The 21,906-nt window shown below is 71.8% G+C and carries 20 protein-coding genes and 1 pseudogene; 16 read left to right on the forward strand and 5 right to left on the reverse strand.

Translation table 11 applies throughout. The features are described 5' to 3' along the window. Window positions 1–23 precede the first annotated feature (23 nt). Window positions 24–734, reverse strand: coding sequence for a hypothetical protein (locus tag OG534_RS35550; protein ID WP_326586303.1), 711 nt, complete (start codon window positions 732–734; stop codon window positions 24–26). A gap of 261 nt (window positions 735–995) precedes the next feature. On the opposite strand from OG534_RS35550, the gene OG534_RS35555 reads away from it, so the two are divergent. The 3 genes from OG534_RS35555 to OG534_RS35565 all read left to right on the forward strand — a co-directional run bounded on the left by OG534_RS35555 (window position 996) and on the right by OG534_RS35565 (window position 2,082). Then, entirely contained in the window at window positions 996–1,238 is a 243-nt protein-coding gene (locus OG534_RS35555) for a protealysin inhibitor emfourin (protein ID WP_326586302.1), read from the forward strand. A 62-nt stretch (window positions 1,239–1,300) separates the two neighbouring features. Continuing rightward, the gene (locus tag OG534_RS35560; RefSeq protein ID WP_326586301.1) at window positions 1,301–1,540 is read left to right on the forward strand and encodes a hypothetical protein; all 240 of its coding nucleotides are present in this window, start codon (window positions 1,301–1,303) and stop codon (window positions 1,538–1,540) included. 128 nt (window positions 1,541–1,668) lie between these two features. Beyond that, window positions 1,669–2,082: a DUF1152 domain-containing protein gene (locus tag OG534_RS35565; RefSeq protein ID WP_326586300.1), complete on the forward strand. Its 414-nt coding sequence runs from the start codon at window positions 1,669–1,671 to the stop codon at window positions 2,080–2,082. 40 nt (window positions 2,083–2,122) lie between these two features. Here OG534_RS35565 and OG534_RS35570 read toward each other — a convergent pair whose 3' ends face one another. Continuing rightward, window positions 2,123–3,253 carry an alpha/beta hydrolase family protein gene (locus OG534_RS35570; RefSeq protein WP_326586299.1) on the reverse strand — a complete coding sequence of 377 codons (1,131 nt, stop codon included), beginning with the start codon at window positions 3,251–3,253 and terminating at the stop codon, window positions 2,123–2,125. A gap of 193 nt (window positions 3,254–3,446) precedes the next feature. Here OG534_RS35570 and OG534_RS35575 point away from each other — a divergent pair, with 193 nt between their 5' ends. Both OG534_RS35575 and OG534_RS35580 read left to right on the forward strand, forming a co-directional pair. Next, window positions 3,447–3,671: a hypothetical protein gene (locus OG534_RS35575; RefSeq protein WP_326586298.1), complete on the forward strand. Its 225-nt coding sequence runs from the start codon at window positions 3,447–3,449 to the stop codon at window positions 3,669–3,671. 487 nt (window positions 3,672–4,158) lie between these two features. Beyond that, window positions 4,159–4,740 carry a hypothetical protein gene (locus tag OG534_RS35580; protein WP_326586297.1) on the forward strand — a complete coding sequence of 194 codons (582 nt, stop codon included), beginning with the start codon at window positions 4,159–4,161 and terminating at the stop codon, window positions 4,738–4,740. Here the strand turns inward: OG534_RS35580 and OG534_RS35585 are convergent. After that, window positions 4,688–5,446 (reverse strand): DeoR/GlpR family DNA-binding transcription regulator, encoded by a 759-nt coding sequence (locus OG534_RS35585; RefSeq protein ID WP_326586296.1) that lies wholly within the window; start codon window positions 5,444–5,446, stop codon window positions 4,688–4,690. The two genes, OG534_RS35580 and OG534_RS35585, sit on opposite strands and share 53 nt — an antisense overlap. Before the next feature lie 170 nt (window positions 5,447–5,616). Here OG534_RS35585 and OG534_RS35590 point away from each other — a divergent pair, with 170 nt between their 5' ends. The 3 genes from OG534_RS35590 (at window position 5,617) to OG534_RS35600 (ending at window position 10,195) form a co-directional block, all read left to right on the forward strand. Next, the gene (locus OG534_RS35590; protein ID WP_326586295.1) at window positions 5,617–6,894 is read left to right on the forward strand and encodes an MFS transporter; all 1,278 of its coding nucleotides are present in this window, start codon (window positions 5,617–5,619) and stop codon (window positions 6,892–6,894) included. A gap of 9 nt (window positions 6,895–6,903) precedes the next feature. Further along, window positions 6,904–7,509 (forward strand): HAD family hydrolase, encoded by a 606-nt coding sequence (locus OG534_RS35595; protein WP_326586294.1) that lies wholly within the window; start codon window positions 6,904–6,906, stop codon window positions 7,507–7,509. 205 nt (window positions 7,510–7,714) lie between these two features. After that, entirely contained in the window at window positions 7,715–10,195 is a 2,481-nt protein-coding gene (locus OG534_RS35600; protein WP_326586293.1) for a SpoIIE family protein phosphatase, read from the forward strand. A 39-nt stretch (window positions 10,196–10,234) separates the two neighbouring features. On the opposite strand, the gene OG534_RS35605 is transcribed toward OG534_RS35600, so the two are convergent. Then, a complete protein-coding gene (locus OG534_RS35605; RefSeq protein ID WP_326586292.1) occupies window positions 10,235–11,773 on the reverse strand; it encodes an SDR family NAD(P)-dependent oxidoreductase in 1,539 nt (512 codons plus the stop codon). A 575-nt stretch (window positions 11,774–12,348) separates the two neighbouring features. Between OG534_RS35605 and OG534_RS35610 the strand changes: the two genes are divergently transcribed. The 8 genes and pseudogenes from OG534_RS35610 to OG534_RS35645 all read left to right on the forward strand — a co-directional run bounded on the left by OG534_RS35610 (window position 12,349) and on the right by OG534_RS35645 (window position 20,730). Further along, a complete protein-coding gene (locus OG534_RS35610) occupies window positions 12,349–13,602 on the forward strand; it encodes an ROK family transcriptional regulator (RefSeq protein ID WP_326586291.1) in 1,254 nt (417 codons plus the stop codon). Window positions 13,603–13,997: 395 nt separating this feature from the next. Then, window positions 13,998–14,492 (forward strand): flavin reductase family protein, encoded by a 495-nt coding sequence (locus OG534_RS35615; protein ID WP_326586290.1) that lies wholly within the window; start codon window positions 13,998–14,000, stop codon window positions 14,490–14,492. A 44-nt stretch (window positions 14,493–14,536) separates the two neighbouring features. Next, window positions 14,537–15,601, forward strand: coding sequence for an ABC transporter substrate-binding protein (locus OG534_RS35620; protein WP_326593263.1), 1,065 nt, complete (start codon window positions 14,537–14,539; stop codon window positions 15,599–15,601). Continuing rightward, a complete protein-coding gene (locus OG534_RS35625) occupies window positions 15,598–16,659 on the forward strand; it encodes an ABC transporter permease (RefSeq protein ID WP_326586288.1) in 1,062 nt (353 codons plus the stop codon). Before OG534_RS35620 ends, OG534_RS35625 begins: the two co-directional genes overlap by 4 nt. Beyond that, the gene (locus OG534_RS35630; protein ID WP_326586287.1) at window positions 16,635–17,441 is read left to right on the forward strand and encodes an ABC transporter ATP-binding protein; all 807 of its coding nucleotides are present in this window, start codon (window positions 16,635–16,637) and stop codon (window positions 17,439–17,441) included. The genes OG534_RS35625 and OG534_RS35630 overlap by 25 nt, the downstream gene beginning before the upstream one ends. Further along, window positions 17,425–18,810 carry an LLM class flavin-dependent oxidoreductase gene (locus OG534_RS35635; RefSeq protein ID WP_326586286.1) on the forward strand — a complete coding sequence of 462 codons (1,386 nt, stop codon included), beginning with the start codon at window positions 17,425–17,427 and terminating at the stop codon, window positions 18,808–18,810. Before OG534_RS35630 ends, OG534_RS35635 begins: the two co-directional genes overlap by 17 nt. Before the next feature lie 385 nt (window positions 18,811–19,195). Next, a pseudogene (locus OG534_RS35640) lies at window positions 19,196–19,696 on the forward strand (ATP-binding cassette domain-containing protein); the annotation flags it as partial. Next, window positions 19,693–20,730, forward strand: a complete 1,038-nt coding sequence (locus OG534_RS35645) for an aldo/keto reductase (RefSeq protein WP_326586285.1) — start codon at window positions 19,693–19,695, stop codon at window positions 20,728–20,730. The pseudogene OG534_RS35640 and the gene OG534_RS35645, both read left to right, overlap by 4 nt. 80 nt (window positions 20,731–20,810) lie before the next feature. On the opposite strand, the gene OG534_RS35650 is transcribed toward OG534_RS35645, so the two are convergent. Further along, window positions 20,811–21,854, reverse strand: a complete 1,044-nt coding sequence (locus OG534_RS35650) for a PP2C family protein-serine/threonine phosphatase (protein WP_326586284.1) — start codon at window positions 21,852–21,854, stop codon at window positions 20,811–20,813. Between the last annotated feature and the right edge of the window lie 52 nt (window positions 21,855–21,906).

The following is a 21,906-nucleotide window of genomic DNA, read 5'->3' on the forward strand; positions in this document are numbered from 1 at the left end:
AGGGAGGGGAGGCGCTCCGGCTGTCAGAGGAAGTCCGGGCACGCCGCGACGAAGCCCTCCGAGACGGGCTGCCACACGCCGTGGTCCTCGCGCGCACTCAGCCGGTCCGCTTCCTCGGTGGCCTCGGTCAGCTGGGCGGTGGTCAAGTGGACGGCGGCCTCGAACACCCGCCCGAGGTGACGGCAGAGGAGTATCGGGCGCAGTTCGTCCGAGTACGGCTCATCGACGACCGCGAACAGATCGGGCAGGGTCCAGCCCAGCGGGCCGGCTATGGCACAGAGTTGGTACCGCCGGTGCGGACTGGGGTCCCAGTTCGACACCATCTGGAACAGCGTGCTGCGGGACAGTCCCATGAACGGTAGTTCCTGGAGGCCGAAGCCTCGGTTCCGGATCAGCCCGTTGAGCACGGAGGCGAGGCCCGTCTCGGCGGGGCGGTGGTACCGCGAGGTCGGCTGCACGAAGGGTCCTGGGGCGGCGACGCGCGGCAGCGAGCGGACGAAGCCCTCCAGCGGGGCCAGTTGCGCGTGGTCGCAGTGGCTGGCGCTGTAGGCGAACTGCCTCATGACCTCGGCGTCACGCTCCGGGGGAAGGAGTTCCGCCGGCACCGGGTGGCCCGCGATGACGAGCAGGTCGGCGGCTGGTAAGTCGAGTTCGGTGGCGAGTTGAGTGAGTCGCTGCTCCGTGATGTCGGTTCCGTTGGCGGCGAGGTTGCTGAGAAGGTGGGCCCGTTCCATACGAGGAAGGTAGTGGGTGGGCCGCCAAGTCCGCCCAGCTGGAAGGCCCTTCCGGCAGGCCGTGGGCCGCGCCGCCCGCACCCGCACCCGCACCCGCACCCGTACGGCCCGCCGCCGACCGGTCGGCCACACGGCGGCGCTTTCCGGACGTTCGCACCGTCGGGGCCCTGCTCCGTGACAGCGGGCCGGTGTTCGGGGCACCCGCGGGAGTGGCTGCGACGTGCAGACCGTGCGACACCACCAGAACAGGGAGGAACAACCATGCTGATCACGGTTACCCGATCCGGAGGCTTCGCCGGCTTCGAGAAGCTCCGCGCACTCGACACTTCGGGCCGCGCGGACGCGGCGGAGTTGGAGGAACTCGCGCAGCGGGCCGTCGCCCCCGTGGCCGACGGCTACCACTACCGGATCACCGTCGACGACGAGGTGCTCGACCTCCAGGACTCCTGCCTGTCCGACGCCCAGCGGACACTGATCCGCACCGTCCTCGGCGAAGGCGCCTGACGACCAGGGAGTGATCCCGCCCCTACCAGTACTCCTACCCGCCGCGCTCCACCTACCGCCCGTTGGAGGAAGGTGCCTGGAACACCCGGGACATCTGGGCCAGGGACCTGGAGGCGTACCAGGTCCCCGAACTCAACCTCTACCTCCACGTCCCCTTCTGTCGCTACAAGTGCGGCTTCTGCAACCTCTACACCGTCATTTCCACCGACGAGGACCTCTACGACGCCTACACCGACGCCCTCTGTACCCAGATCCGCGACCACGCCGAGGTCATCCAGGCCCGCCGGCTCCGCACCGTCTAGACCTGTACGTCGCGGCGGGCGGCGGCGGAGACCCGGTCGGTACGACGATCACGGCAGCGGCCCTCACCAGAGCCGGGGCCTTCACAGGAGCCTCGGCCCTCACGGGAGCCTCGGCCGATACCGGCGCCGTGGCCGGCACCCCCGGTACGGCTGGAGCCCGCCCCCTGATCGCGACCTACGCCTGGGAGCGCCCGGAGGTCGACCCGACCCCCGGCCCCCTGGGCGCGGCCGACTTCACCGGCCCCGCGCCGGAGGGCGGACGGTACGGCGACACCCTCCTGCTGACCCCGGCGTCGCGGCCCGTCCCGCCCGCCGGATCCACCCTGCCGCGCCTGGCCGGGGACCTGCCGGCCCGGCTGCTGCTCCTGGACCCCTGCCGGGGCCTCGCGGCCATGGCCGCGCAGATCCGCCGGCTGGCCGACACCGTCGGCGCGCGGCACGTCCGGATCGTGGACATGGGCGGCGACATCCTCGCGCACGGCGACGAGGAGATCCTGCGCACCCGGCTGAAGGACGACTCCCCGCTCCTCACCCTCCGCTGACCAGGCGGCCGTCAGGACGAGGGGAGCCGGCCGAGCCGGATCAGGGCCGGTGGAAGCGCACTTCCGGGAAGCGGGCCGTCGGGCGGTCCAGGAGCGGGGTGTTCCGTCCGCGCAGGTGGGTGTCGACGAACGCCGTCAGGTAGGTCCTGGTGATGGCGTCGGCGCGGTCGCCGTCCAGTTGCTGGAGCGGCATGCCGAGCTGTTTGGCCAGCGGTGCCAGGTCGGTGAAGGACAGGTGCCCGGTGTCGTCGACGCTCAGCCAGCGCTTCCATCCGGTCAGTTCGGTCCAGGTCTCGTCCCAGGTCGGGTCGGCGCCGCCGGGGATGTGGCTGGGCTGGCCCAGCATCAGGAGCGGCCGGTCCAAGGGGGTGTCGTTCGGGAACCGGAAGTTGCCGTCCATGTTGACCGCCGCCTTGACGCGGGGGTCGCGCAGCATGGCCGGGATCGTGCTGAATCCGCCGGCCGAGTGCCCGACGACGGCGACGCGGTCGGGGTCGATGGGTGCGCCGCGCTTCCAGGCCGTCCGTGCGCCGGTGAGCTCGTCGAGCACGAAGGAGATGTCCTCCGCGCGGACGGCGCCGACCTTGGGGTAGTCCCTGTCCACGCACGCCAGGCAGGAGGTGGTGCGGCCGTCGGGGAACGAGATGCCGTCCGCCTCGTAGTTGTGTCCGATGCCGGCGACGGCGTATCCGCGGGCCGCGAACTCCTCGGCGAGGCCGGTGAGGGTGGCGCGTGGCATGCCGAAGCCCGGTGACAGGACGACGAGGGGCAGTCCGCCGCGGACCCTCGCCGGTGTGGCGTCCACCGTCGAGTGGGTCGCCACCTTGGCGAACAGGTCGGCCGGCAGGTCCAGTCCGCTGGAGGCCACGTACTGCGCGGACTCCTCGGCCGTCATGTAGGGCGCGGGCGTGCCCGAGGGCCTGACGGCCGGGTACCAGAGGGAGACCATCAACTCCCGCTTCTCCGAGGGGACCCACGGGTCGGCCCGGTTCTCGTCCTTGAGGTGGACGGTGGCCCGGCCGACCGGGTGGTGCCCGGACGGCGCGGGCAGCACGAGTGCGGCCGAGGGCGGTGGTGAGGGGCGGGTGTCGGCTTGGGCGGTCGTGGCGGACAGGGTGCCCGCCAGGGCCGTGGCAACGGCGGCACCGACCAGGAACAAGCGTCGTCGCATCGAGTCGTCTCCATCGATGTCTCTCGTGGCATCCGGCCCCGTGCGGGCCGATGCCTCGAACGCTATGCGGGGCGCGAACGGCTGCCATCGGCTCGGGGATGTACGTCGGCAACCGCCGTACATCCCCGGGTTGACGCCCGCCGGCCGATGTTCTCGGGATGCCGTGGGAGCGTGTCGAATGCAGGCTGGGGGCATGTCGGACCGTACGGAGATCGTCGTTCATCCGGTGTCGCCGAAGGGCGGCCGGAAGGTCACGGTGCACGCACTGGGTGTGGACGCGGACCTGGGCCGGGCCTTCGCGCCCGGCGACGTGAGTGAGTTGCTGCGCCTGGCCGGCCTGGAGGACGTGGACCTCTCCGAGGACGGGCCGATCAGCTGGGAGGGCGGAGGGCCGGAGGTGTGGACCGCCGGCAGCTGACCCGGTCGGTGGCGCGGGCACATCGCCTGCCAGCGATCCGCCGGCGTGCACTACATGACCTTCACGGTGTTCGCGAACGCCGGGCGCCGCGTGCTCCCGCTGATCACGGACCCGGCGGCAGGCGTGCGGACCGGCAGCGCCTGGGTCCTGCGTGCGATCCGCTGCGAGGACCCGGCCGCACTCGACGCGGTGCGGCGCCAGGCCGCCGTGGAGGACGACCCGACGGCCCTCGTCTCGCAACTCCTCACGGTGGGCACGCTGTCCGGACTGTCCTCCTCCGTCGTCGCCGATCCGTCGCAGGAGGGCAGAGCGTGGCTCCGGCCCTGGCTGGAACACGCACACCCCCTGGTCCGGCTGGCGGCCGCCGAGGGCGTCCTGTCCGCGGGTACCCCGGACGGCGAGGTGACGGCAGGGGCGGGGCGGGCGGTGGCCCGTACGTTCACCGACACCGGGAGGGGCTCGCTGCCGGACGTACCGTGGTGGCCCGGTGGCAATGGACCTGTCGGGCGCTTCGCCGAGCTCTTGGCGCCCCACCCGCAGGAGACCGCGACCCTGGGCCGCGTGGGCGCACTGGCGGATCACCGGCGACCCCGAGACGGCACTCCGGGTGTGCGGCGCGGCGGCACGGGCCGGCCTCGGCCGCCCGGTGCTGCGCTACCTGGCCGACCTGGGCCCGCTGGCCGCGCCGTACGCCGACGCGGTACGGCCGCTGCTGACCTGCCCGGGGGAGTGGAGCCGGGTCGGAGCGGCCGAGGCCTGGTGGCGCATCACCGGTGACGCGGCGCCGGCGGTCGAGGCCCTGCTGCCGGAACTGGCGCCGCTGGCCAGTCACCGGGTCACCCCTGTGACCCTGCGGACCGTACGGGCGCGGGGCGCGATCGGCCGCCCCGCCGCGGCGGCCCTGCCCGTACTGCAAGCGGTCATGTCCTCGCGTCGCCGCCACGGCGGCGACATCCTGCGGGACGAGGAACTGTTCCGGGTCACGCGGAAGGCCTTGTCCTGCATCGTCCAGCCCGTCACTCCTCCGGGGGATGGATCACCTCCACGCCCCGGTCCCGCAACTCCTTGACCACCGGCGAGTCGTCCGGCGCGTCCGTGACGATGAGCGTGATCTGGTCCACCGAACAGATCCGTCCCAGCGCCGTACGGCCGAGCTTGTCCGCTGTCGCGACCAGGATGACGCGTTGCGCGGCGGCCACGGCGGCGCGCTTCACCTGTACGTCGTCGAGGTTGTACGCGGTGGCGCCCTGGACCGGGTCGATGCCGCAGCAGCCCAGGATGAACGTGTCGAAGCACAGGTCCTTGAACGTCTGGACCGGAGTGTGGCCGTAGAAGGAGAGCTCCTCGGGGCGCACCTGCCCGCCGGGCATCAGCAGCCGGATGCCCGGATGGCCGGACAGCGTGAAGGTGGCGTGCAGGGAGAGCGGGGCCACCGTGAGCTGCCGGGCGGCCATGGCGTGGGCGACGGCCACCGCCGTCGTGCCGGTGTCCAGGGCAACGGTCTCGCCGTCGGTCAGCAGCGCGACCACCGTGCGCGCCAGGCGTTCCTTGGACCGCGCGCCGGACATCGCGCGGATCGCGTACGGCGGCTCGACTCCGCCCGGCAGGTTGCTCACCGCGCCGCCGCGCACCCGGCGCAGTGCGCCGCGGGACTCCAGGACCTCCAGGTCCCTGCGGATGGTCATCTCGGATGCCCCGGTGGCCGCGGCCAGCTCCGCGACCGTCGCGCGGTTCTCCTTGATGAGCAGCGCCACGACGAGCTTGTGTCTCTCCATCACGTTCACATGTCTGCTTTTAGCACAGACGGAGGCCTGGAGGGAGCCGATGTGCACACCGGATCTGTTGAAATGAACATTCTGTGTGAGTAATCTTCGGTCGGTGGTGTGGGATACGCGCCGTAATGAACATCATTCATGTTCATTTGTTGATGAGTCAGGGGAGGGCGATGTCCGCGATGTCTGCCACCACCAGTGAGGCCGACCTGCCGGATGCGGGCAGGCCCCGCCTCCTGACCACCGTCGCGATCATCGCCTCCTGCGTGGCGTTCGTGGTGATCGGCGCTCTGCAGGCGCTGTACGGTCCGGCCATCCCGGCCCTGCGCGAGGAGTTCGGCATCAGCCCTGCCGTGGCCGGGCTCAGCCTCAGTGCCCACTTCGTCGGCGCGCTCCTCGGCGTGCTGATCTACCACCCGCTGCGGGGGCGGCTGAGCAACCGCCTGCTGCTCGGTGGCTCGTACGTCCTCATGGCGGCCGGCGCCGTGGTCTTCGCGTTCTCGCCGAGCTGGATCCCGGCGCTGGGCGGCACCTTCGTCATCGGCCTCGGGTTCGGCGGCATCGACTACGGCCTCAACCAGCTGTTCTCCATCGGCTTCGGCCACCGCAGCACGGCCATGCTCAACCTGCTCAACGGGCACTTCGGCGTGGGCGCGATCGCGGGTCCCGCCCTCGTCGGGTGGCTGGGTGCGGAGCACTACCCGGAGATCTTCATCGGCATGGGTGTCGTGTGCCTGCTCCTCCTGTTCACCCTGGGCGGGGTGGCGGCGCGCGAACCCGGGCCCGTCGCCGGGGAGGGTGCGAAGGCGGGAGGGGCGCGCGCCTTGCCGGTCATCGCCGCGTTCATCGGCGTCTACGTCCTGCACGTGGCCATCGAGACAGGAGTCGGCGGCTGGGAGCCCACCCACCTGGAGGCCGTCGGATACGGAGCCGCCACCGCCGCCTCGGCGACGTCCGCCTACTGGGCCGCGATGACCATCGGCCGCTTCGTCGTCGCGCCCCTCAGCCTGCGCTGGTCCGCGCCGTCGATCCTGACCGTCTGCTGCGTGGGCATGGCGGGCTTCCTCCTCCTGGCGACCGTCCCGGCCCTCGCCCCGTACGCGTACTTCGGCGTCGGCCTGATGATCGCGCCCATCTTCCCCACGTGCCTGCCCTGGCTGAACCGGGCCGTACCGGGCGTCGCCGCAGCCGGGGCCTTCGTGATCGCCGCCTCGATGATCGGCGGCGTGGCCTTCCCGCCGCTGCTGGGCGGCGTGATCGACACGATGAACATCACGATGGTGCCGTTGGTGCTGTTCGTCCTGGCCGCAGCCTGCGCCGCGCTCAGCCTCTGGCTGCGCGGGAAGGCCCCGGACCCTGGAGCCGTGCCGGGCCCGCGTGGCGGCGGCGTCCAGCGGGACACGATCACAGCCGACGGAACAAACGGAACAAACAGAACCCACGGAACCTAGGAAGGAACCATGCGAGCCATTCTCTTCGACCTCTTCGGTGTCATCGCGCGCGTGCAGTCGCCCGAGTCGCAGGCCGTACTGGAGCGTAAGGCCGGCGCCGCCGACCCCGACCGCTTCTGGGGCGCGTACTGGTCGCAGCGCACCCCCTACGACCGGGGCGATGTGGCGGGACCCGCCTACTGGAAGGGGATCTGCGACACCCTGGGGATCCCGCTCGACGCGCGTCTGACCGCCGATCTGATCGCTGCGGACCTCGCGAGCTGGAGCGAGGTCGATCAGCGCAGCGTGGACCTGCTCGGCGAGCTCGCCGGCCAGGGGTTCAGCCTCGGCCTGCTCTCCAACATCCCCGAGGAGCTGGCCGAACGGTACGTGGCCACGCAGCCGTGGCTCGACCGGTTCTCCGTGGTCGGCTTCTCCTGCCGCCTCCGCAGCGCCAAGCCGGAACCCGCGGCCTACGAGTGGTGCGTACGGGGACTGGGTGTGCCCGTCGAGGAGATCCTCTTCGTCGACGACCGGGCCGAGAACGTGGAGGCGGCCCAAGCCCTGGGCCTGCGCGGACACGTGTTCACCTCGGTCGACGCGCTGACGGCCGCACTCGCCGCAGCCTCGTGGTGAACGACCGCGTCCCGGCGAACGGCGCGCCGGTGCATTTGTGGACGACCCTCTGCCGACGTACAGCGACGCGGCGATACTGAATCTAGGCCGACCGCTCGATCCTTGGTCTCTGATCACCGTGGGTGGTCGCTGCGGGCATACCCGCCGAGCGTTCCGTTCGGCAGGTCGAAGGGTCGAAGGGTCGAAGGGTCGAAGGGCGGTAGTGATGGACGCACCGGCGCCTGGGTTGGGCGAGGGGCCCGAGGACCCGTTCGCGCTGCACAACTCGGCCTCGGCGGTACTGGACGACCACGGCAGGGTCGTCGGCTGGAGCGAGCGCGCACAGGAGCACCTCGGCTTCCCGCCCGAGGAGGTGCTGGGCCGGGCAGCGATCGAGTTCCTGTTCGATGCCCGTGACCATGAGGCGGTCATGGAGGCGGTGGCCGCGTGCCTGCGCGACCGGGGCTGGTCCGGAATCCTGCCCGTCCGGCATCGCAGCGGGCAGCGGGTGGAGCTGGGCTTCCGCGCCCGCGCCGTCATCCGCGCCGGCTCGGCCCGCGAGTGGTTCCTCGTCGTCGCCCCGGCGGAGGAGGTGCGCCAGTGGGAGACGGACCGGTCGGTCCTGGACGGTCTGTTCCTGCGCTCCCCGATCGGTCTGTCCGTCCACGCCCCCGACCTGAGCATCCTGCGGATCAACCGGGCGCTGGCCCGGTTCACACAACTCCCCGCGATGGAGATCCGGGGCCTGCGCATCGGCGACTTCCTCATCGGTCCGGACCTGAAGACCATCGAAACCCGGCTGCAACGGGTGCTGGAGACGGGCCAACCCCTGATCTTCACCGAGCAGCCCTGCCGCCTGAGGAGTGACCCCGGCAACGAGCGGGTGGTGTCGGTGTCCGCGTTCCGGATGGAGGACCCCTCCGGCGGGATCCTCGGCGTCACCCAACTGGTGGAGGACGTCACCGACCGCTACCGGGCCCGGCGACGGCTTGCCCTGCTCAACCGGGCGAGCGCCCGCATCGGGACCACACTGGACCTCGGCCAGACCACCCGGGAGCTGGCCGACGTCGCCGTCCCCGACCTCGCCGACGCCGTCTCGGTGGATCTGCTGGAGTCGGTGGCCCGCGGCGAAGAGGCCGCCGAGGAGACGAGCGGACTGGTCCGGAGGATGGCCGTCCACTCGGTCGTGACAGAGGCACTGCAGGTGATGTACTCCGCCGGAGAGGTCTTCCACTTCGACCCCCGTACCCCGCAGGCCAGGTGCCTCGCCGGACAGCAGCCCGTCCTCGAACCAGTGCTCGAGAGCAGCCCCGCCTGGTATTTCAAGGATCCGGAGCGCACACGGCGCGCCCTCGGTCTGGGGGCCCACTCGCTGATCGTCGTACCGCTGACGGCCCGCGGTCTGCTCCTCGGCCTGCTCAGCCTGTGGCGCGCCAAGCGGCCCGAACCGTTCGAGGAGGACGACCTCACCCTCGCGGAGGAATTCGCCGCGCGCGCCGCCCTGTGCATCGACAACGCCCGCCGCTACACCCAGCAGCACGAGGCCGCGCTCATGTTGCAGCGCAGTCTGCTGCCGCGGGAGTTGCCCGAACACAGCGCGGTCGAGGTCGCGCACCGCTATCTGCCGGCCGATCCCGCCACCGGCGTCGGCGGCGACTGGTTCGATGTCATCCCGCTCTCCGGAGCCCGCGTCGCCCTCGTCGTCGGCGACGTCGTCGGCCACGGTCTGCACGCTGCGGCCACCATGGGCCGCCTGCGCACGGCGGTGCACACCCTGGCCAGCCTCGACTACGCCCCGGACGAGGTCCTCTCCCACCTGGACGACCTGGTCAACCGCCTGGCAGCCGAGCAGGAGCCCGGTGACGGGGGCGCACAGGGCGAGCAGATCGTCGGCGCGACCTGCCTCTACGCGGTCTACGACCCCACCTCCCGGCGCTGCACCCTGGCCCGAGCGGGCCATCTGCCGCCCGTCGTGGTGACCTCCGACGGCATCGTGAGCGTGCCCGACCTCCCCGAGGGGCCGCCGCTGGGCCTGGGCGGACTCCCGTTCGAGTCCGCCGAACTGGAACTCGCCGAGGGAAGCCTGCTGGCGCTGTACACCGACGGCCTGGTCGAGGCCCGTGGCCTCGACGTCGACGAGGGACTCGCGCGGCTGCGAGACGTCCTGTCCCGGCCCGGCCGGTCGCTGGAGGAGACCTGTACGGCGGTGCAGGCCGCCCTGCTGCCGGAGCACCCACCGGACGACGTCGCACTGCTCCTCGCCCGCACCCGCGTGCTGGCACCGGAGCAGGTCGCGTCCTGGGAGCTGCCCGCGGAGCCGACCGCCGCCGCACGGGCGCGGCACCTGACGGAGGCCACACTGACCGGGTGGGGCCTGGAAGAGATGGCCTTCACCGCCGAACTGGTCGTCAGCGAACTGGTCACCAACGCCTACCGGTACGGCGGCGGCACGCCGCTGACCCTGCGGCTCATCCGCGACCGCAGCCTGATCTGCGAGGTCTCCGACCGCAGCAGCACCGCTCCGCACCTACGGCGGGCGCGCACCACCGATGAGGGCGGGCGCGGTCTCTTCCTGGTGGCCCAGTTCACCGAACGGTGGGGCACGCGCTACACCCGGGACGGCAAGACCGTCTGGACGGAGCTCCCCCTGGCCACAGCGGCGGAGGGGCACTCCGCGGCAGCGGCGACCCTCGCGCTCAACTGGTGACTTCGGGGTGGCCGCTCGGAGTCACCCTGCTGGGAGGGATCACCACGGGACCTGCCGGTAGTCCTTGAGGAGGATGCCGTGGACGGGTGCGCCGGCCTGCCCTTGCACGATGGGGTGGTAGATGCGGGCGGCGCCGTCGACGATGTCCAGCGGCGGGCGCCAGCCGGTGGCGGCGTGCCATTGCCGGGCGGGGAGGGGCTTCTCGTCGGTGATCCAGCCGGTGTCGACGCTGCAGGTGTGGATGCCGCGGGTGGCCAGGTCTGCGGCGCTGGTGCGGGTGAGCATGTTCAAGGCGGCCTTGGCCATGTTGGTGTGCGGGTGGTCGCTGGTCTTGTTCCGCACGGTGAACTGGCCCTCGACTGCCGAGACGTTGATCAGGTAGCGGTCCGGGTGCGGGGAGGCATCGAGAAGAGGGAGCAGGCGGTCGGCGAGCAGGAACGGTGCGACGGCGTTGACCAGCTGGACTTCCAGCAGCTCAGTCGGGTCGACCCTTCCCAGACGCAGCGTCCAGGAATTGGTCGCGGTCGTCTCGGGCAGCAGACCCGCCTCGTCGACGGCCTCCGGTGGCAGGGGCGCGGCTGCTGCTGAGGCGCCGGCCGTGTGTGCGGTGCCGGCCAGGGCGTGGGGCGCTCGGAGCCGTGGGGCGAGTTCCGCTGTCCACGGCAGAGGCGCGGTGCGCGGGCCGGGTACGGAGAACCCTGGAGCGGTCCAGATCTGTGGCGCGGTGAGTGACGCGGGGGCCGGGGTGGTTTCGGCGGCGGACAGCGCGGTGTACGCCTCAGGAGAGCGGCGTAGGGTCTGGGCGGCGTTGTTGATCAGAACGTCCAGGGGCAGACCCCGGGAGAGCATGTGGTCGGTGAAGGCGAGGACCTGCCGGGGATCGCGCAGGTCCAGGGCGGCGATCTGCAGCCGGTGCCACCACTCCGCGGCGCCGGGGGCCGCCGCGAACCGGCGCACCGTGTCCTGGGGGAAGCGGCTGGTCACCGTGAGCTCGGCTCCGTCCCGAAGGAGCATCAGCGCGGCCTGGTAGCCGATCTTGACGCGCCCGCCGGTCAGCAGCGCGCGTCGGCCGGTGAGGTCGGTGCGGGCCGTGCGGTGGGCGAGATTCTCGCCGGCGCACTCGGGGCACAACAGGTGGTAGAAGTCGTGGACTTGCCGGTAGTGGTTCTTGCAGACATAACAGAGTTGGGGGCGGTTCAGCAGTCGTGACGGTCCGTCACTGTTCGGCGTACCGTCCGGCAGCTGTCGCGCCGCCGACGCTCCGGGGCGGGGCTGAACGTACTCGCGGTCCGCCAGGCCTCGTTCGGGCGCGGCCGGGGTGGTCAGAGCGGCCGGAGCGGCCGGGGCGGTCAGAGCGGCGTCCATCACGCGGTCGGAGGCGCCCATCGCGGTGGCCGCGAGCAGCCTCGCGTCGGCCGCGGCCCGTTCCGCGCGCGCCTCGGCACGGCGTCGAAGCCGGCCGTCGCGAACGAGGGTGCCGGCAGCCCGTTCCAGCAGACGGCGCTGGGCATCGTCCACGGGCAGCTGCCGTGCCCGGTGCAGCAGGTCCAGACAGGTCTGTATGAGCTCACTATCCATGGGGTGCCTCACGTGTGATGGGTCGTTCGCGGCTCTCTCCCCACCCCCGCCTGGTGGCGTCGCTCGCACGGGGAAGACCGGGCCCCGCGGAGTGAAGGGCAGCCGGGCTCCGGTGGGGAGGAGGAAGGCGTGCTCACGGCGGACGCGCAGCACGTCGCCGCGTCCGTCGGTGGTGATCAGAATAGGCCGTCGGCAGAAAAGGCAGGTCGGTTTATCAGCCAGGACCCGGCTGTCCACGGTGCGGGCAGCTGTTTGACCGGCTCGCGCCGCCCCGGCTATGTTGCGCGTCATGTACCGATCCGCGCTGCTGACGACACGAGGTCATGTCGACCTGAAGCGTGTCTGCTCCGCCGCGTGTCAGTGGTCCTGACCGTACGGCGACCGCGCGGATCCCTCGTCTTCGTCCTGCCCCCAGTGGGCCCGGATTCCGAACTCCCGCAGTGTCCCCGCGTTCTGGTGAACAGCGCTCCCTCCGTGGAGCTTCCCGCGCACGCCCATGCCCGGAGTCGGCCTCCCGTCGCGAGCCCGCCAGGCCCGGCTGTTGCGTGCCACCGCACAGGACCTGGAAGGCCCCCATGGACCGATCGAAGACCTCAGCCGAACGCCTTGCCCCGCTGCGCCGTTCCGACATCCCGTCGGCCGGCGCGAACCCGCTGCGGAGGACGTCCGGTACCGGAGCGGTGCTGGGCGCGGTCCTCGACCACGGCCCCGTCGCCCGCAGTACCATCGCCCGGCTCACCGGACTTTCGCCCGCGTCGGTCAGCGGCCACTGCGCGGCTCTGCTGGACAGAGGACTGGTCAGGGAAGGCCCCGAGACCGCCGGTCCCCGTGGGCTGGGCCGCCCGTACATCCGGGTCGAGATCGACACCAGTCGCTTCCTCGTGGCCGGGGCGCACATCGCGGTGCTCCATACGACGCTTTCCCTGATGGACCTGACCGGGCGGATCGTCGTGGAGGAGCGCCGGCCGCACGAGGGCACCGAACCCGGGCGGGTGCTCGCCCGGGTGGCCGCGGGACTGCCGCGGCTGCTGGCCGCGCACGGGGCGGGGCGGACCGCCCTCGCCCTGGGAGTTGCCACCGGGCACTGGGTCGATCCCGAGGCCGGAGCCGTGGTGCACCATCCCCAACTGGGCTGGCGGGACGTCCCCGTACGGGACGCGCTCGCCAGGGCGACCGGTGTGCCCGTCCACCTCGACAGCCATTCGAGGGCCCTCGCGCGCGCCGAGCAGCTCTTCGGCGACGCGGCCACCCGCGGCAGTGCCGTCGTGCTGTTCGTCGGCAACGTCGTCGACGCGGCGTTCGTCACCGCGGGCGCCGTGCACCAGGGGCCGCGCTTCGGCGCGGGCAACGTGGCGCACCTGCCGGTGGGCACCACCTCCGCCGGCGCGTTCTGCACCTGCGGTACGGCAGGCTGCCTCCAGTCCGAGGTCTCGGAGCCGGCCATGGTGCGCCGCGCCACCGAGCGGGGCCTGCCCGTGACGAGGTTCGCCGAACTGCTGGACCTGGCCGTCGCGGGTGATCCCGTGGCGGAGGTGCTGTTCCGGCAGCGGGCCAGGCTCATGGGCAGGGCGGCGGCGGTGCTGCTGGACATGTTCGATCCCGAGGTGTTGGTCGTGGTCGAACCGGGAACGGGCCGACTGCCCGCGTGCATCGACGAGTTGCGGGCAGAGGTGGAGGCGCGGTCCCTGGTGTGCGACGACGCCGGCCGGTCCGTCGTGCCGAGCAGTTTCACGGGTTCGGTGCTCGCCACCGCGGGCGCGGCCGTCGCGTTGGGCGCCCTGCACGACGACCCGCTCGGTCCGTGGCCGGCGCTGCCCGCCGTCTCATGACCCGGTCGCCGGCTGCCTGCCCGCCCCGCCTCCGGGCGGCAGCCGGAAACCGACTTAATTCAGAAAGTTGCATTGTTGACCGGGTCGTCTCCCGAAAGGGAGGATGGATTCATGAACAGCCCGCAGAGGAATCGACGGTACGCGCACCGCTCCTGTTGTTGACACGAGAGCCGGCGGCGCTTCCACTGCCGTCATGACGCGCTGCGCCCTTCCTTTCGCGTACGCCTTTCCCCGGCATTTCTGAGCTCGACCGGCACCGTGCCGGTCCGCGCTCTGCCGCGCCCATTCCGCCGTGATCCGCTTCCTGCTGCCCATTTCCGTACCCCGATTCCGGCGGACACCGCGCAAAGGCAGCGCACGGCACCCTTCACCCTGGGGGAACATTGAGCATTTCCTTGTATTCGAATCCGGCACCGAGCCTGGTCGAGCCGGCCCGCTTCAAGCAGATCTTCCGGGCCTATCCGGGCGGGGTCGTGGTCGTCACGGCCGACTCCGGGGCGGGTCCGGTCGGCTTCACCGCCACCTCGCTGACGTCGGTGTCGCTCGAACCGCCCCTCGTCTCCTTCGGTATCGCGAAGAGCTCCTCCTCGTGGCCGCACCTGGAGCGGGCCGGGTCGGTCGTGGTCAACTTCCTCGACTCCGCGCAGGAGGACCTGGCCAGGCGTTTCGCGACCAGCGGCATCGACCGGTTCGCCGCGCCGACCCGATGGCACCGGCTGCCGCAGGGCGAGCCGGTGCTCGACGGGGTCACCGGCTGGCTGCGCCTCGCCGTCGAACAGCTCGTCCCCGCGGGAGACGCGCACATCGTCGTGGCCCGCGTCACCGAGGCCTGGCAGGCGGAGGACGGCCGGCCCCTGCTCTTCCACAACGGCGCTTACCACTCCCTGTGAACACCGGCGACCGGCTCATCCCCGTCATGAGAACAGGAACTTCCATGCCCACCCCCTCACCCTCTCCCCGATTGGGGCGCAGAGGATTCCTCGCCCTCGCCGGCGGCACTCTTCTGGCCGCCGCAGGATGCGCCCCCCAGACCACGAACGCGGCCCATTCCGAACCCGCGGGCGAGCTGCCCACCGGGCCGCCGCCCGCGGGAACGTCGCTGGCCGTGGCGGTGCGGACCTCGCAGATCCAACTGGCCGCATCCGGACTCGACAAGAACCTTCCCTTCAAGGTCTCCTCGTGGATCAACCTCAACGCGGGACCCGACATCATCCAGGGATTCCGGGCACGCTCGATCGACGTCGCGAGCAATGCGGGAATTCCGCCGATCCAGGCCGAAGCCATCGGTGTGAAGGCCCGGATCGTCGCCGTGCAGGAACGCCACCACCCCACCTACACGTTCGCCACGGCGCCCGCCTCGTCCATCAGGACCGCCGAGGACTTCAAGGGCAAGAAGATCGCCTTCTCCCAGGGGCAGGCCCAGGGCGTGGTCGTCCTGCGGGCCCTGAAGAAGGCCGGACTCGCCAACTCCGATGTCCAGCTGGTGGCGCTGCCGAGCACGCAGTTCCTCACCGCGCTCCAGTCGAAGCAGGTCGACGTCGCGCCCCTCGGCGAACCGACGCTGACCAAGTACCTGACCCAGTACGGCAAGGACGGAGCCCGCGGCGTGCCGACCGACGTGGTCGACCTGCTCACCGTCCTGTGGGCGCCCCTGGAGGTCCTGAACGACCCGGCGAAGGCGGCCGCCGTGCGCAGCTACGTCACGCTCTGGGCGCAGGGCGTGGCCTGGGCGTGGGACAACTCCGACCAGTGGATCGACGCGTACTACGTCAAGGACCAGGGCGTCAGCGCGGCCGACGGCCGGCGCATCGTCGATTCCCTCGCGAAGCCCCGGTTCCCGGCGAACTGGGACAACGCCATCGCGTGGGAGCAGGAGACCGCGGACCTGATGGCCGAAGGCGGCTTCGTGCCGAAGCTCGACGTCAAGACGCTGTTCGACCGGCGGTTCGAGGGCCTCGCGGCCGCCGCCGTGCCGGCCGGATTCCGGGCGGGCGCATGAGCGAGGCACTGACGGGTCTGCGCGTGCAGGCACCGGCACCCGAGCCCGTGGCGGACCGGCCCGAGTCGGTGACGCCCGAGCAGGTGGCGGACCGGCCTGAGTCCGTGACGCCCGAGCCCGTGGCGGACCGGCCCGAGGCAGTGACGCCCGAGCCCGTGACGCCCGAGCAGGTGGCGGACCGGCCCGGGCCCGTGACGCCCGAGCCCGTATCGGACCGGACCGGCGCCGAGGCGGAGCCCTCCGGTCCGGCCGCCGGACGACGGCGCCCCGCGGCCCGCAAGGCCCGGCGGCTGGGACCCGGGCGCGGCGTCCCCTTCGGCCGGCTCCTGGGGCCCGCGCTGCTCGTCGCCGTCTGGTGGGCGGCGTCCGCCGCGGGCCTCCTCGACCCCCGCATCCTCTCCGGTCCCGGCACCGTGATCGCCACCGCGGGTGATCTCGTGGCGGACGGCCGCCTGCAGGGCAACGTGCTCATCTCGCTCCAACGAGCCGGTCTCGGCCTGCTGTTCGGTGTCCTGACGGGCGTCGCGGCCGCCGTGCTCGCCGGACTCAGCCGCACGGGCGAGTACCTCGTCGACGGGCCGCTCCAGATCAAGCGCGCCATTCCGTCGCTGGCCATGCTGCCCCTGCTCATCCTCTGGCTCGGCATCGGCGAGCAGATGAAGGTCACGGTCATCGCCCTCGGCGTCGGGGTGAACATGTACATCAACACCTACGCGTCGCTCACCAGCATCGACAACCGCCACGTCGAACTCGCCGAGGTGCTGGGGCTGAGCAGATGGCGGTTCCTGCGCAAGGTGGTCCTGCCGGGCTCCCTGCCCGGATTCTTCGTCGGGCTGCGGCTCGGCGTCACCTCGGCCTGGCTGGGCCTGATCGTCGTCGAGCAGATCAACGCCACCAGCGGCATCGGCTACATGATGTTCCAGGCCCAGCAGTACGCGCAGTCCGACGTGATCATCGTCGGCCTGGTGGCCTACGGGATCTTCGGCTTCTCCTCCGACGCACTGGTGCGCGCGATCGAACGGAGGGCCCTGTCATGGCGACGTACGCTGGCGGGCTGACGGCCGCATCCGGCACCCGGGTACGGGACCTCGCCCCCGCGGTGCGCACCAGCGGGCTGATACGCCGCTTCGGTGATCGGATCATCCTCGAGGAACTCGACCTGACCCTGGGCGCGGGCGAGTTCACGGCGCTCCTGGGCCGCAGCGGCTCCGGCAAGTCGACCCTGCTGCGCGCCGTGGCCGGCCTCGACCACGATGTCGAGGGATCGGGTGAACTGACCGTACCCGAGCGGGTCTCCCTCTCCTTCCAGGACTCCCGCCTGCTGCCCTGGCTGCGGATCCTGGACAACGTCACCCTCGGACTGCGCGGACCCGGCGTACGCGAACGCGGAGTACGGGCCCTCGCCGAGGTCGGACTCGAGGGCCGGGAGCGTGCCTGGTCCCACGAGCTGTCCGGCGGCGAACAGCAGCGTGCCGCCCTGGCCCGCGCCCTGGTGAGCGACCCCGAACTGCTCCTGGCGGACGAACCGTTCGGCGCCCTCGACGCCCTGACCCGCATCCGCATGCACGGACTGCTGTGCGAACTCTACGAACGCCACCGCCCCGCGGTCCTCCTCGTCACCCACGACGTGGACGAGGCGGTCGAGCTCGCCGACCGCGTGCTCGTCCTGGACCAGGGCCGGATCTCGGTCGACCTCGCCGTCGACCTGCCCACCCCCCGGAGCCGGCGCCACCCTCGCTTCCAGGAGTACCGGGACACCCTGCTCGCCGCGCTCGGCGTGGCGGAGCACCCCGTACCCACCCACCACCAGAAGGACGACCCCGATGTCGCGAACGCCTGAGCGCAAACCACTCCACCTCAACGCCTTCCTGATGTCGGTGGGCCACCACGAGGCATCCTGGCGGCTCCCCGAGAGCCCCTCCGACGGCGGCACCGGCATCGCGCACTACCAGAACCTCGCCCGCATCGCCGAACGCGGCCTGCTCGACTCGGTGTTCCTCGCCGACGGCCCCGTCCTGCAGGGCGACCCCGGCCGACGGCCCTCCAGCAAGCTGGAGCCGACCGTCCTGCTGAGCGCGCTCGCGGCGGTGACCAGCCGGATCGGACTCATCGCCACCGCCTCCACCAGCTACAACGAACCCTTCAACCTGGCCCGGCGGTTCGCCTCCCTCGACCACGTCTCGAACGGCCGCGCCGGATGGAACATCGTCACCACGGCCGGCGCCGAAGCCGCCCGCAACTTCGGCCTCGACGACACCCCGCTGCACCACGACCGCTACCGGCGCGCCGCCGAGTTCGTCGAGGTCGCCACCAAGCTCTGGGACAGCTGGGCCGACGACGCAGTCGTGGCGGACAAAGAAGCCGGCGTCCACACCCTGGCCGACCGGGTCCGCCCCATCGACCACCGCGGTGAGTTCTTCCGCGTCGACGGCCCGCTCAACGTGGAACGCTCCCCCCAGGGGCACCCGCTCCTCGTGCAGGCCGGATCCAGCGAGGACGGCAAGGACTTCGCGGCACGCTACGCAGAAGCGGTATTCACCGCACAGCAGACCCTCGACGAGGGCATCGCCTTCTACAAGGACGTCAAACAGCGCGCCCTCGCACTCGGCCGGGACCCGGACGGCATCAAGATCCTGCCCGGAATCGTCCCCGTCATCGGCGACACCGAGGCCGAGGCCCGCGCACTCGACGCCGAACTGGACCGGCTCATCGTCCCCGAGTACGCCAAGCGGCAGCTCGCCCAGCGACTCGGCATCGCCCCGGACGCCCTGGACCTCGACTCCGAACTGCCCGACGACATCCCCACCGAGGACGAGATCGAAGGCGCGAAGAGCCGCTACACCCTCGTCGTGGAACTGGCCCGCCGCGAACGGCTCACCGTACGGCAGCTGATCGGCCGGCTCGGCGGAGGCCGGGGGCACCGCACCTTCGCGGGCACCGCGGAGCAGGTCGCCGACACGATCGAGCACTGGTACGACAGCGGGGCAGCCGACGGCTTCAACATCATGCCCGCCGTCCTGCCCTCCGGGCTGGAGGTGTTCGTGGACCGGGTGGTCCCGATCCTCCAGGAACGCGGCCTGTTCCGCACCGAGTACGCCGGCACGACCCTGCGCGAGCACTACGGCCTCCCGCGCCCCGCCAACCGCCTGTTCGACGACCCCGCCGCGCAGGCGGTCCGGCCCGGCACCGGCCTGGTGGAGGCCCGGTGACGGGCTGTCCCACGGCCACGACGGAACCGGCCGCCGCGCACGACACGGCGGCCGGCCCCGGCGGCTCACCACCGGCCGACGGCTGGGCACGGCGGATCGCCGGCTACACCCTGCGCCACCGCACCGACCTCGTCCTGGCCTTCGGAGGCGCCGCGGTGGCGGCCGTCGCCACCGCCGTACTGCCGCTCGTGCTGCGCCACGTCGTGGACGACGTCGCCGCCCGCGACGGCGGAGCCCTCGCACCCTGGATCGTGCTCCTGGCCTGCGTCGGAGCGGTCCGCTTCGGGGTGTCCTACGTCCGCCGCTACCGCTCGGGACGCCTCTCCCTCGGCGTCCAGTACGACCTGCGCAACGACGCCTTCGCCGCCCTGCTGCGGTTCGGCGGAGCTACGGCCGGCCGGACGCCACCGACACGGAGGTGGAGGCCGCCGCCCGGGCCGTCGGAGCCCACGAGATGGTGGCCGGACTCGCGCACGGGTACCTCACCCAGGTCGGGGAACGCGGCCGGGGCCTCTCCGCGGGCCAGCGCCAACTGCTCGCCCTCGCCCGGGCCGAGCTCGTCGACCCCGACATCCTGCTGCTCGACGAGGCGACCGCGTCGCTCGACCTCGCCACCGAACGCCGGGTCACCGCCGCCGTCGAGGCGCTCACCCGGCGCCGCACCACCGTCGTGGTCGCCCACCGCCTCACCACGGCGGCCCGCGCGGACCGCGTGGTGGTCCTCGACGGCGGGACCGTGGTCGAGACCGGCACCCATGCCCAACTGCTGGCCGCACAGGGGCCGTACCGGCGCCTGTGGGACACCTACCGGACGGGCACCGTCGGCACCCGTCCGGTTCCGGCCGACACCCTTACCGATCAACTCGTCAACGGGAGTGCACGATGACCGCATACCGCCTGCTCGGACGCACCGGCGTCAAGGTGAGCCCGCTCTGTCTGGGCACCATGATGTTCGGGGCCCGCGGCAACACCGACCACGCCGACAGCGTCCGCATCATCCACCGGGCCCTCGACTCGGGCATCAATTTCGTCGACACGGCCGACGTGTACTCGGCCGGGGAGTCGGAGAGCATCGTCGGCAAGGCGCTCGCCGGCGGCCGCCGGGACCAGGTGGTGCTGGCCACCAAGTTCCACGGCAGCCTCGGTACGGACCCCAACGAGCAGGGCAACAGCCGGCGCTGGATCATCCGCGAGGTGGAGAACAGCCTGCGCCGGCTCGGCACCGACTGGATCGACCTCTACCAGGTGCACCGGCCCGAGCCGGAGAACGACTTCGACGAGACGCTGGGCGCACTCAGCGACCTCGTCCACCAGGGCAAGATCCGCTACATCGGCACCTCCACCTTCGAGCCCTCCGCGATCGTCGAGGGCCAGTGGCTCGCCGAGCGCCGGGGCCGCGAACGGGTGGTGGCCGAGCAGCCCCCGTACTCGCTGCTCGCGCGGGGCATCGAGCGCGAGGTGCTGCCCGTCGCCCAGCGGTACGGGCTCGGAGTGCTCAGCTGGAGCCCCCTCGCCGGCGGCTGGCTGTCCGGCCGCTACCGCAAGGGTGCCGAACAGCCCTCGTCCAGCCGGATCGACCGGCAGGCCGCGCGCTTCGACATCGCCGACCCCGAGAACGCGGCCAAGCTGGACGCCGCCGAGGCCCTGGCCCAGCTCGCGGAGGAGGCCGGACTGACCCTGGTCCACCTCGCCCTGGCCTTCGTCCTGGAGCACCCCGCCGTCACCTCGGCCATCATCGGGCCGCGCACCTTCGAGCAGCTGGAGAGCCAGCTGGGCGCCGACCGGGTACGACTCGGCACGGACGTGCTCGACCGCATCGACAAGATCGTGCCGCCGGGCACCAACCTGTCCACCCGGGACGCCGGATACGTGCCTCCCGCACTGTCCGACCCGCAGCTCCGCCGCCGCCCGCGCACCTGACCGGGCGACCGACCGACGCCCGCCTGCCTGTCCGCCCGCTCCTGGCTCCCGTCGATCGGATCCCCCGTGCTTCCCGCCGGCTATACGGGCTGCTCTCGGGCCCGGGTGTTCGAGGACCGCACGGCAAGGATCGCGATGTCGTCGTCGAGCCGTCCGTCACTGTGGTGGAGCAGGGCCCGATGAAGCCGCTCGAGCAGTTCGCGGGGCGGCGCCGGGCTCTGCTCGCGCATCCACTCCGGCAGCGGGAAGAACTCGCCGTCGCGGTCCCTCGTCTCCGTGACACCGTCCGTGTAGAGCAGCAGCTGGTCACCCGGAGTGAACATGAGGGTGTCGACGCAGTAGTGGTCGCCGATGAGCGACGCGAGGTTGAGGGGCGGAGAGGGGGTGGTGGGCTCTACGACGCGGATCTCGCCGCGGCGCACGAGCAGGGGCGGCGGGTGCCCGCAGTTGAGAATTCTGACGCGGCCTCCGCCGTGCGGGATCTCCGCGAGGAGAGCGGTCGCGAAGCGCTCGGGCAGGTCCAGGGCGGGGAACGCGGCGCTGTGGCGGGAGATGCTGGCCTCCAGGCGATGGACGACGCCCCGCAGATCGGGTTCGTCGTACACGGCCTCCCTGAAGCTGTTGATCACCGCTGAGGCCGCCCCCACCGCGGACAGGCCCTTGCCGCGCACGTCGCCGATGAGCAGCCGGACCCCGAACGGCGTGTCGACCGCCTCGTAGAAGTCTCCGCCGATCCGGGCCTGCTCCTGGGCCGCCACATACAGCGACTCGATCTCGACGTCCTCGATGCGGCGCGGCAGCGGGCGCAGCAGTACCTTCTGGGCCGCGTCGGCGACGAGCCGGACGTGGAGGAGCGTTTTCTCGCGTTGGAGCCGGACATGGCTCGCGTAGGCGGCCGCCAAGGTGACCGCGATGATCGCAGCCGCCGTGTAGGGCGTCCCCAGGTCGGTGTAGGCGAAGCTCAGGCCGATCATGGCCATCAGGCAGAACGTCCCCAGCAGGATCGTGGGGAGCACCGGCCACATCGCGGCGGCGAGGGCGGGTGCGGCAGGAAGGAGCCGGCTGAAGGCGAACTCCCTCGGCGTGGAGAACGCCAGGGCGGTGATGAGGACGGTAACGATCACCGGTGACAGCAGCGCTGCGTCCCACCGGCGTCCGTAGAGAGGGCGATGGCGC

The organism is Streptomyces sp. NBC_01294, assembly GCF_035917235.1.
Taxonomy (GTDB): domain Bacteria; phylum Actinomycetota; class Actinomycetes; order Streptomycetales; family Streptomycetaceae; genus Streptomyces; species Streptomyces caledonius.

What these genes read in the sequence shown, in the direction of transcription:
- OG534_RS35630 (WP_326586287.1), top strand. Translation starts at nt 16,635, where the DNA reads ATGGCGACGTACGCTGGCGGGCTGACGGCCGCATCCGGCACCCGGGTA.
- OG534_RS35570 (WP_326586299.1), bottom strand. Translation starts at nt 3,253, where the DNA reads ATGCGACGACGCTTGTTCCTGGTCGGTGCCGCCGTTGCCACGGCCCTG.
- OG534_RS35590 (WP_326586295.1), top strand. Translation starts at nt 5,617, where the DNA reads ATGTCCGCGATGTCTGCCACCACCAGTGAGGCCGACCTGCCGGATGCG.
- OG534_RS35575 (WP_326586298.1), top strand. Translation starts at nt 3,447, where the DNA reads ATGTCGGACCGTACGGAGATCGTCGTTCATCCGGTGTCGCCGAAGGGC.
- OG534_RS35600 (WP_326586293.1), top strand. Translation starts at nt 7,715, where the DNA reads ATGGACGCACCGGCGCCTGGGTTGGGCGAGGGGCCCGAGGACCCGTTC.
- OG534_RS35550 (WP_326586303.1), bottom strand. Translation starts at nt 734, where the DNA reads ATGGAACGGGCCCACCTTCTCAGCAACCTCGCCGCCAACGGAACCGAC.
- OG534_RS35585 (WP_326586296.1), bottom strand. Translation starts at nt 5,446, where the DNA reads ATGGAGAGACACAAGCTCGTCGTGGCGCTGCTCATCAAGGAGAACCGC.
- OG534_RS35555 (WP_326586302.1), top strand. Translation starts at nt 996, where the DNA reads ATGCTGATCACGGTTACCCGATCCGGAGGCTTCGCCGGCTTCGAGAAG.
- OG534_RS35635 (WP_326586286.1), top strand. Translation starts at nt 17,425, where the DNA reads ATGTCGCGAACGCCTGAGCGCAAACCACTCCACCTCAACGCCTTCCTG.
- OG534_RS35595 (WP_326586294.1), top strand. Translation starts at nt 6,904, where the DNA reads ATGCGAGCCATTCTCTTCGACCTCTTCGGTGTCATCGCGCGCGTGCAG.
- OG534_RS35605 (WP_326586292.1), bottom strand. Translation starts at nt 11,773, where the DNA reads ATGGATAGTGAGCTCATACAGACCTGTCTGGACCTGCTGCACCGGGCA.
- OG534_RS35645 (WP_326586285.1), top strand. Translation starts at nt 19,693, where the DNA reads ATGACCGCATACCGCCTGCTCGGACGCACCGGCGTCAAGGTGAGCCCG.
- OG534_RS35610 (WP_326586291.1), top strand. Translation starts at nt 12,349, where the DNA reads ATGGACCGATCGAAGACCTCAGCCGAACGCCTTGCCCCGCTGCGCCGT.
- OG534_RS35620 (WP_326593263.1), top strand. Translation starts at nt 14,537, where the DNA reads ATGCCCACCCCCTCACCCTCTCCCCGATTGGGGCGCAGAGGATTCCTC.
- OG534_RS35625 (WP_326586288.1), top strand. Translation starts at nt 15,598, where the DNA reads ATGAGCGAGGCACTGACGGGTCTGCGCGTGCAGGCACCGGCACCCGAG.